Source organism: Pseudomonas arcuscaelestis (assembly GCF_016881005.1).
GTDB lineage: Bacteria > Pseudomonadota > Gammaproteobacteria > Pseudomonadales > Pseudomonadaceae > Aquipseudomonas > Aquipseudomonas arcuscaelestis.
Window position 1 is genome coordinate 21,709 of the sequence record NZ_JACOPV010000028.1, and the last position, 7,902, is coordinate 29,610.

The window sequence follows — 7,902 nt, forward strand, 5'->3', positions numbered from 1 at the left end:
ACTCGGCAATATCACTCGCCTTTATTCAACCAGGAGTCATCGCCATGTCCAGCACCGAGATTCGTCAGCCCGTTCCACCCTTTACCCAGGAGTCAGCGATATTGAAAGTCCGCCTCGCCGAAGACGGTTGGAACAGTCGTGACCCCGCGAAAGTGGCCTTGGCCTATACACCGGATACGCAATGGCGCAACCGTGCGGAGTTCGCAAGCAGCCGCGCTGAAGCGCAGGCGTTTTTGCAACGCAAATGGAACAAGGAACTCGAGTACCGCCTGATCAAGGAATTGTGGGCATTTACCGATAACCGCATCGCCGTGCGCTATGCCTACGAATGGCACGATGACTCCGGAAATTGGTTTCGCTCCTACGGCAACGAGAACTGGGAATTTGCCGAAAACGGCCTGATGGCCCATCGCTTCGCCTGCATCAATGACCTGCCCATCCAAGCGTCCGAGCGTAAATTCCGTTGGCCATTAGGCCGTCGCCCGGATGATCACCCAGGTCTTTCACAATTAGGTTTGTAAGCTTGGCTTGACCTGCTGCGCGCCATTAGCTCAGGCAAGGGCTACGCTGGTGCGAAGGTTCTTCGTCTCCAGGTGAATGCCATGAGTGCCCCGTCGCTTTCTGAACTCGATGCCGCGCTGCCCGCGTTGACCCGCAAGATCCGCGTGCTCGACGCGCTGGCGTGGCCGGAGGGTGTCGAGGAGGTTTTTCTTGCCCAGTGGCGCAGCGGCAAAGCGCAATTGCCCAAGGTCGAGTTGAGCTCGCGTGACCACAGTGCCGAAGTGGCGGCGTTGGACAGCTTTGTCGAGCACTGCGATCAAGCGCATCCGGCAGGCCGTTTTCTTGCGCGTACCGCGCACAGCTATGCCACTGCCGGGCGCATGTTGGGCGCCATTGGCACCCCCGCGTTCACCCAGTTCTCCTCAGCGCTGTACCGCCGCCCGGACTTCTACTACCCCAGGCAAAAGTTGAGCATGCTCGACGCCGCCCACTTCTTTCTGAAAACCACCGATGCCCTGCTCGGTGGCGATTACATTCCCCCAAGTCCCGCTGACATCCCCGCCGATGCGTTCGCAGCCTGGCTACAGCCGGAACTGGACGGCTTTTTTGGCGCTGGCCAGGTTTCAATCAAGCTTGACCCCCACCTGGCAGCCAAGGCCATTGCCGGCACCAGCCGCATTCGCTTGCGTACCAGCGCTTTGTTTACCGAACTGGACAAGCAGCAGCTGCTGCAGCACGAAGCCTTCGTGCATGTCGCTACCGCGCAAAATGGTGCGCGCCAATCCCGACTCAAGTGCCTGGGGCTGGGAGCACCACGCACTACCCAGACCCAAGAAGGCATCGCCACGCTGGCCGAGTTGCTGACCGGCAGCATGGACATCAACCGCTTGCGGCGTCTCGCCTTGCGCGTGCTCGCGGTGCAACAAGCCCTCGATGGCGCTGACTTCATCCAGGTGTTTGAAGGCTTCCTCAAGGCTGGGCAGTCGCAGGAAGAGTCCTTTCGCTCAACCCAGCGCATTTTTCGCGGTGCCAATCTGCGAGGGGGATCGGCGTTCACCAAGGATGCCGCCTACCTCACCGGATTGCTCGGGGTACACACCCTGCTGCGCGTAGCGATCCGCGATAACCGCCCTGAGCTGGTAGGTCACTTGTTCGCCGGGCGCCTGACCCTGGGCGACACCCTGCACCTGGCGCCACTGTTCGAGTCGGGCTGGCTGGTGGGTCCTACCTACGTTCCGGCCTGGGCCAGCGACTTGCGCCGGCTCGCCGCTAACCTGGCATTTTCCGCGTTCATCGCCCGGATCAAACTAGATGTGCTCGACCTGCAATTGTTCATGGCCTTTGAGGATGAGCAGGAGGTCGATAGCCGATCCCTTTGACGCCGCCGACGTAGCAGCGTCGAAGGATGCAGTAGCAAACTTTGGGGAGTTCATTGCACCTCGCTCCATCATTCATCAGACTAGGCGCTGGGTCGTCAACCACCGCAACGACAGCGCCTTGCCGGACTGTTTGATGTTCACAGCCAAGCGAGTGACCCACTCCCTGACAGACCCTCCGCCTCAAGGCCGTTGATCACCTCTTCGCATCGTTGCGCGACCCGTTGGGTTTTCAGGCGTTTGATTGAAAGCGCCAAACTCTCGAGCCGTGAACCACTCAAAGCAATCGTTAGATGACAGAATCCCACTATTTGACCCCCTCAGGAGGCCCTCATGCTTCGTGTGTTTGAACGAAGACTCGACCCCTTTCCACCCGATGAGCTGCCACCTCCACCGGTTGGTCTGGCGCGGTTCCTGTGGGCCTGCACCCGAGGCGCACGCGGCTATATCCTCGCGCTTGCGCTGCTCAGTGCCAGTGTGTCGATTTACGAAGCCTGGTTGTTTGCCTTTCTTGGCCAGGTGGTCGACCTGCTCTCCACCTGGCAGGCAGGCGGTAGTACGCAAGGCCAGGAAAGCCGCGTGCTGTGGGGTATCGCCATCGTGTTGCTGACCAGCATCGGTTTGGTGGCGCTACGTACCATGGTTCAGCACCAGGTCTTGGCGATCAACCTGCCCTTGCGGCTGCGTTGGGACTTCCACCGCCTGATGCTGCGCCAAAGCCTGTCTTTTTTTTCCGATGAGTTTTCCGGCCGGGTCACCACCAAGGTGATGCAGACTGCATTGGCCGTGCGCGAAGTGCTGTTCACCCTGATCGAAATTCTGCCCGGCATTGGTGTCTATTTCATAGCAATCATCGCCCTGGCCGGCGGTTTCGCCCTGAAGTTGATGCTGCCGTTCGTTATCTGGGTCGCGCTATTCGGCCTGGCCATGCTGTACTTTGTGCCGCGCCTGGGCCAGGTCGGCCAGGAACAGGCCCACGCGCGCTCGTCGATGACCGGGCGCATCTCCGACGCCTACACCAACATCACCACCGTGAAGCTGTTCTCACACTCCAAACGTGAAGCGCATTTTGCCCGCGCCGCCATGGAGGATTTCAAACAGACCGGCTTTCGCCAGATGCGCCTGGTCAGCCAGTTCGAGATCGTCAATCAGGCACTGGTGGTCGCCTTGATCCTTGGCGCTGGCGGTTACGCCTTGTGGCTGTGGCATCAAGGCGAAGTCGGTACCGGGGCCGTGGCGGCTATTACAGCGATGGCACTGCGCATCAACGGCATGTCGCACTGGATCATGTGGCAAATGACCTCGTTGTTCGAAAACATCGGTACCGTCCAGGATGGCATGCAGACCCTGACCCGCGGCCCCAAGGTGCAGGATGCGCCAAACGCCAGCGAGTTAGTGCCTGCCGGCGGCGCAGTGACCTTCGACAACGTAAGCTTTAACTACAACGGTGAGCGACAGGTGCTCGATGGCCTGAGCCTGAAAATTCGCCCAGGCGAAAAAATCGGCCTGGTCGGGCGTTCCGGGGCCGGCAAGTCCACGCTGATCAACCTGCTGCTGCGTTTCTATGACGTGGACAGTGGCGAGATTCGCATTGACGGGCAAAACATCGCTCACGTGACCCAGGACAGCCTGCGCAGCGCTATTGGCATGGTCACTCAGGACACCTCGCTGCTCCACCGCTCGATTCGCGACAACATCGCCTACGGTCGCCCGGATGCGACCGACGCAGAGATCCGCCGCGCTGCGGCCAACGCTCAAGCCGACGGTTTTATCAACCAACTGAGCGACCGCCAGGGCCATAGCGGTTACGACACGCTGGTCGGTGAGCGTGGCATCAAGCTATCCGGTGGCCAGCGCCAACGCATTGCCATCGCCCGGGTGATGCTCAAGAACGCCCCGATCCTGCTGTTGGACGAAGCCACCAGCGCCTTGGACTCTGAGGTTGAAGTGGCCATCCAGGAAAGCCTGGATGAAATGATGCAAGGCAAGACCGTCATCGCCATCGCCCATCGACTGTCGACAATCGCGGCAATGGATCGGCTGATCGTTATGGATGAGGGGCGCATCATCGAACAAGGCACCCACGCTGAACTGCTGGCGAAGAACGGCACCTACGCGCGGCTGTGGCAGCACCAGAGTGGTGGATTCCTGGGTGAAGACCAAGGGTTGGCCGAAGCGCTGGAGTAGCCGACGGCTAAATGGTCTGGGGCGCTGATTTGCCGGCGGCGGCTCACGCCCTGGGCACCTCAGTCGCCAGACTGTGCAGAACACCCGCCAGCGGCGGGCTGTATCTTGCACTTTGCATGACGTGAATTTTTGCAATCGCGGTAACGCATTGAATTCACACACTTTGCCAATTACCCATGCTTGGCATAAGGCATGCACCCGTTGTGGTGGACATCGACGTTCACGACGGGAGTTCTAAAACAATGATGACAACAACCGAAGCCCAGCTGGCTGTCAGCGCCCAAGCGCAGAACCAGTCTGGCGTGTCATGGGCGGCAATTTTTGCAGGCGCGGCTGGGGCAGCGGCAATGTCGCTGATCCTGGTAATGCTCGGTTTCGGACTGGGCTTTTCAGCAGTTTCTCCGTGGGCCGGCGATGGCATGAGCGCCAAGAGCCTCGGCATTTCCACGATTGTCTGGCTTGCGCTGACGCAGATTATCGCTTCTGGTCTCGGGGGCTACCTGGCCGGTCGTCTGCGGGTCAAATGGGCACGGGTGCATGGTGATGAGGTGTACTTTCGCGATACCGCCCACGGCTTTCTGGCCTGGGCGGTCGCCACACTAGTGACGGCCACGCTGGTGGTCGGCTCGGTCAGCAGCATTGTCGGGGGTGGAGTGCAGGCTGGGGCACAGGTTGCAGCGGGCGCCGCAAGCGGCGTGACCTCGGCAGCGGCCACAGCGGCGGGCAGCAAAGACAGCGACGCCTATGGCTATTTTGTCGACACCCTGTTTCGCGGTGACAGCACGGTCATGGTCAATGAAGATGCCGCCAATGCGGCGGTGACCCGGATCATGGCGCGCTCGCTAAGCGACGGCGGGCAACTGAGCGCAGAAGACAGAGCCTATCTGGCGCAACTGGTCAGCCAGCGCACCAACCTTACCCAGGCCCAGGCTGAAAAACGTGTCGACGATGTATTCGCCAAGGCGCGCCAGGCGTTGGAGGAAGCCAAGGCCGCTGCACGTGAAGCAGCCGACGCCGCCAGCAAAGCTGCCGCGATGACGTCGCTGTGGATGTTCATTGCATTGCTGTGCGGCGCGTTTTTCGCAAGCTTCGCCGCAACCTACGGGGGCCGCCGTCGCGACGCCGTAATTCTGGTCGACGACTACGTCGGCACTCGAGCTCAATAACCGAGGAGAACTACCATGCGTTCGATACTGCTATTCATGCTCGGCGTACCTATTCCCGTGATCATCCTGATTGCATTGTTCATGCATTGAAGGCTGGAGAAAGGCTTTCAGCACAACACGCCCGCAGTTGCTCGAATGAGCCAGCTGCAATGAACAAGCCCCGCCAGTGTGCGCAATGCTTGGGTAACCAGCATCAAGCACGCTAGCGGGGCTTGCGCTTGCCTCAGGAGGCGGCGTTCAGCGCGGCCTGAGCCTTGGCAGCGGAGCGTGCACGCAACCAGCTGAAGGCGATGGCGAGGATCAGGGCAAAGCCGACATAACCCAGCAACGGGTAGACGGTGCCAACCAGCTTGCTGAAGCCGCCCAGGCTCAAGCCCAGACCTACGCACACGGTCACGGCGCTTACCAGTTTGAAGCGGCGCGAATCCGGTTTGGCGAAGCGCGCGCTGAAGGCGAAGAACATGCCCACTGCGGTGCTATAGATCATGCACACCAGCGCGATGGACATGACCACCGAGAGGATTGGCGAAATGCGCGCCGACAGCGCCAGCGACGGCATTTCAATACCCTGCAACTGGTTGATGTTGGCGAACAGGCCGATGTTCAGCAGCAGAATCAGCGCACCCAGGCCAAGACCACCGAGCACACCACCGACTGCGGCAGCCTTGGGCTGCTTGGTCATACCGCCGATCACGGCAAGCATCGGGAAACCTACGGCGATGTTGAACGAGGCATAGAGCAAGGCGCCGACGAACCAGTTACCCGTGACGGTGTCATTGTTCTCGCGGGCAACTGCGTCGAGGGTTTCGACGGAGGCGTTGTAGTTGAAGATTGAGTAGGTGGTGATGATCAGTACCATGGCCAGCAGGAACGGCATCACTGCGCTGATCAGGTTGATAATGCGAGTGACGTGCAGGCACAGGGTGGCAACCACCAGCACGGTCATCAAAACGCCACCGAAGAGCGGCGGCAAGTTGTATTCCTGGGTAAAGATCGAACCGCTGCCGGCCAGCATCACCACGCCGACGCCGTACAGGAAGAACGACAGCACCACATCGACCACCAGGCCGATACGCGTACCGAACAACTTGTAGAGAACTTCCTTGTGCGAGTTCGCTTGCATTTGCGAGCTCATCCGGGCGATCTGCATGCCGAGGAAGGCAAACAGTACACCGCTCACCAGAGTGCCGACGATGCCTATAAGCCCATAGCCGGTGAAAAACTGCAGGACCTCCTGCCCCGAGGCGAAACCGCCACCAATCACCACAGACATGTAAGCAAGCGCAATCTGGATAGATTGTTTATTCATTAAACTATTTCTCGTTCTTAGACTTATTAGTAGCATGGAAAAAAGAGGTGACTCCTGTCCCCTTGTTCCCGCATAGCAGACTATCTGCATGGCTGAACCACAAGCACCCTGGCTCGTTGGATTGTGCAGCCACGCTGACGCAGAGCGCAGTATAGGAAGTGTTAGGTAGTTGTTTTTACTGAATAAATTGCCATACGCGGCGAAAAGCGTCGTAAAAACCGTTTTGCCGCTACAAGTCTCGCGAAAACGCCAATCCACCCGCGAACAACACACCACAAGCAAGACGGAGCTACCCCTCTCAGGTACTTGCTGGCTTAGAATCACCACTCTTTGCCAATGCGACTGCGGAACACATTTATGGCTTCATCGAAACGACAGCATCGCGCCATGGAGCGGGAACTGGCCCGAGCGCTGACCCGCGCCTGCGAGTCAGCCAAAGGCCAGATTTTGGGCTTTGAATGGCTGACCCATCGCGTCAATTACGACAGTTTCCCTGACAGCCTTGTTGTCACCTGGGTATTCGATAGCGAAAGCCACCTGGCCGCTGCCCTCTCCAGCCGCGACCAGGCATGGATGCATAACCTTACCCAGGCTGCATTCGAGGACATTGGCATCAGCGTCACCAACATCAGCCGGCATCTTGAGTTTGATTGCGAAGAACGTTGCGCAGTTTCGCATCAGGGCAATTGGGCGCTGCGCCTGGGTTCACGGCAACGATCAGGTGGCAAGCATGGCAAAGGACATTGAAAACCCCTGCGTTTCGCTGTGCCAGTTGAACAGCGAAATGTGCGTGAGCTGCGGGCGAACAAAGGAAGAAATTCGTAAGTGGCGCAGCATGAAACGGCCGGAGAAAATGACCACCGTGCGCAACGCCAGCGCGCGCATGAAAAACCTCAACAAGAAGAAAAACTAGCCAGTCTGGGAGTGCCAGCCTGTTGCTCCCGGCTTGACAAATACGGCCAACCAGGCCGACACCAGCAACAACAGGGTCATGCACGGCAGCGAGACCAACAGAACGACCAGTGCCAACAAGACAACCTGCATCGCTCTGTCAGCGCTACTGGCGAACACACTGACGATCGCAATCGCCATCTGTATCGTCACTAACATTTCGGTGGATTATCTGGAATCCAAACTTCTACCGCTTCGCCGAATGCATAGCCAAGAGGCTTTCAGGTTGAAGTCCTCGCCATGTATTTATGGGTATCGATCAATTGCTGAACCACTCCCGGATCAGCCAGTGTCGAGATATCACCCAAGCCATCGTACTCAGCCGTGGCGATCTTGCGCAGAATGCGGCGCATAATCTTGCCCGAACGGGTCTTCGGCAGGCCAGGCGCCCACTGAATGACATCCGGGGAAG

At 58.9% G+C, this 7,902-nt stretch carries 9 protein-coding genes; 6 read left to right on the forward strand and 3 right to left on the reverse strand.

The window, feature by feature from the left end:
• Positions 1-44: 44 nt before the first annotated feature.
• The 4 genes from H8F21_RS28405 to H8F21_RS28420 all read left to right on the forward strand — a co-directional run bounded on the left by H8F21_RS28405 (position 45) and on the right by H8F21_RS28420 (position 5,230).
• Positions 45-521: a nuclear transport factor 2 family protein gene (locus tag H8F21_RS28405; protein WP_203585758.1), complete on the forward strand. Its 477-nt coding sequence runs from the start codon at positions 45-47 to the stop codon at positions 519-521.
• A gap of 81 nt (positions 522-602) precedes the next feature.
• Complete coding sequence (locus H8F21_RS28410; RefSeq protein WP_203585759.1) at positions 603-1,880, forward strand: flavohemoglobin expression-modulating QEGLA motif protein; 1,278 nt, start codon at positions 603-605, stop codon at positions 1,878-1,880.
• Between the two features lie 330 nt (positions 1,881-2,210).
• A complete protein-coding gene (locus H8F21_RS28415) occupies positions 2,211-4,064 on the forward strand; it encodes an ABC transporter ATP-binding protein (RefSeq protein ID WP_203585760.1) in 1,854 nt (617 codons plus the stop codon).
• A gap of 242 nt (positions 4,065-4,306) precedes the next feature.
• Positions 4,307-5,230, forward strand: a complete 924-nt coding sequence (locus H8F21_RS28420) for a hypothetical protein (protein ID WP_203585761.1) — start codon at positions 4,307-4,309, stop codon at positions 5,228-5,230.
• Between the two features lie 223 nt (positions 5,231-5,453).
• Here the strand turns inward: H8F21_RS28420 and H8F21_RS28425 are convergent, their stop codons facing one another.
• A complete protein-coding gene (locus H8F21_RS28425) occupies positions 5,454-6,539 on the reverse strand; it encodes a YkvI family membrane protein (protein ID WP_203543657.1) in 1,086 nt (361 codons plus the stop codon).
• Positions 6,540-6,896: 357 nt separating this feature from the next.
• Between H8F21_RS28425 and H8F21_RS28430 the strand changes: the two genes are divergently transcribed.
• Positions 6,897-7,286 carry a hypothetical protein gene (locus H8F21_RS28430; protein WP_203476518.1) on the forward strand — a complete coding sequence of 130 codons (390 nt, stop codon included), beginning with the start codon at positions 6,897-6,899 and terminating at the stop codon, positions 7,284-7,286.
• Positions 7,270-7,452, forward strand: a complete 183-nt coding sequence (locus H8F21_RS28435; RefSeq protein WP_203585762.1) for a DUF1289 domain-containing protein — start codon at positions 7,270-7,272, stop codon at positions 7,450-7,452. The genes H8F21_RS28430 and H8F21_RS28435 overlap by 17 nt, the downstream gene beginning before the upstream one ends.
• On the opposite strand, the gene H8F21_RS28440 is transcribed toward H8F21_RS28435, so the two are convergent.
• Together H8F21_RS28440 and H8F21_RS28445 are read right to left on the reverse strand one after the other, a co-directional pair.
• The gene (locus H8F21_RS28440) at positions 7,449-7,631 is read right to left on the reverse strand and encodes a hypothetical protein (RefSeq protein WP_203585763.1); all 183 of its coding nucleotides are present in this window, start codon (positions 7,629-7,631) and stop codon (positions 7,449-7,451) included. The two genes, H8F21_RS28435 and H8F21_RS28440, sit on opposite strands and share 4 nt — an antisense overlap.
• A gap of 80 nt (positions 7,632-7,711) precedes the next feature.
• On the reverse strand, positions 7,712-7,902 hold a 191-nt coding region (locus H8F21_RS28445), incomplete at its 5' end, for a hypothetical protein (RefSeq protein WP_203585764.1).

Coding starts and splice junctions, on each gene's coding strand:
- H8F21_RS28405 (WP_203585758.1), top strand. CDS start 45: ATGTCCAGCACCGAGATTCGTCAGCCCGTTCCACCCTTTACCCAGGAG.
- H8F21_RS28410 (WP_203585759.1), top strand. CDS start 603: ATGAGTGCCCCGTCGCTTTCTGAACTCGATGCCGCGCTGCCCGCGTTG.
- H8F21_RS28415 (WP_203585760.1), top strand. CDS start 2,211: ATGCTTCGTGTGTTTGAACGAAGACTCGACCCCTTTCCACCCGATGAG.
- H8F21_RS28420 (WP_203585761.1), top strand. CDS start 4,307: ATGATGACAACAACCGAAGCCCAGCTGGCTGTCAGCGCCCAAGCGCAG.
- H8F21_RS28425 (WP_203543657.1), bottom strand. CDS start 6,539: ATGAATAAACAATCTATCCAGATTGCGCTTGCTTACATGTCTGTGGTG.
- H8F21_RS28430 (WP_203476518.1), top strand. CDS start 6,897: ATGGCTTCATCGAAACGACAGCATCGCGCCATGGAGCGGGAACTGGCC.
- H8F21_RS28435 (WP_203585762.1), top strand. CDS start 7,270: ATGGCAAAGGACATTGAAAACCCCTGCGTTTCGCTGTGCCAGTTGAAC.
- H8F21_RS28440 (WP_203585763.1), bottom strand. CDS start 7,631: ATGGCGATTGCGATCGTCAGTGTGTTCGCCAGTAGCGCTGACAGAGCG.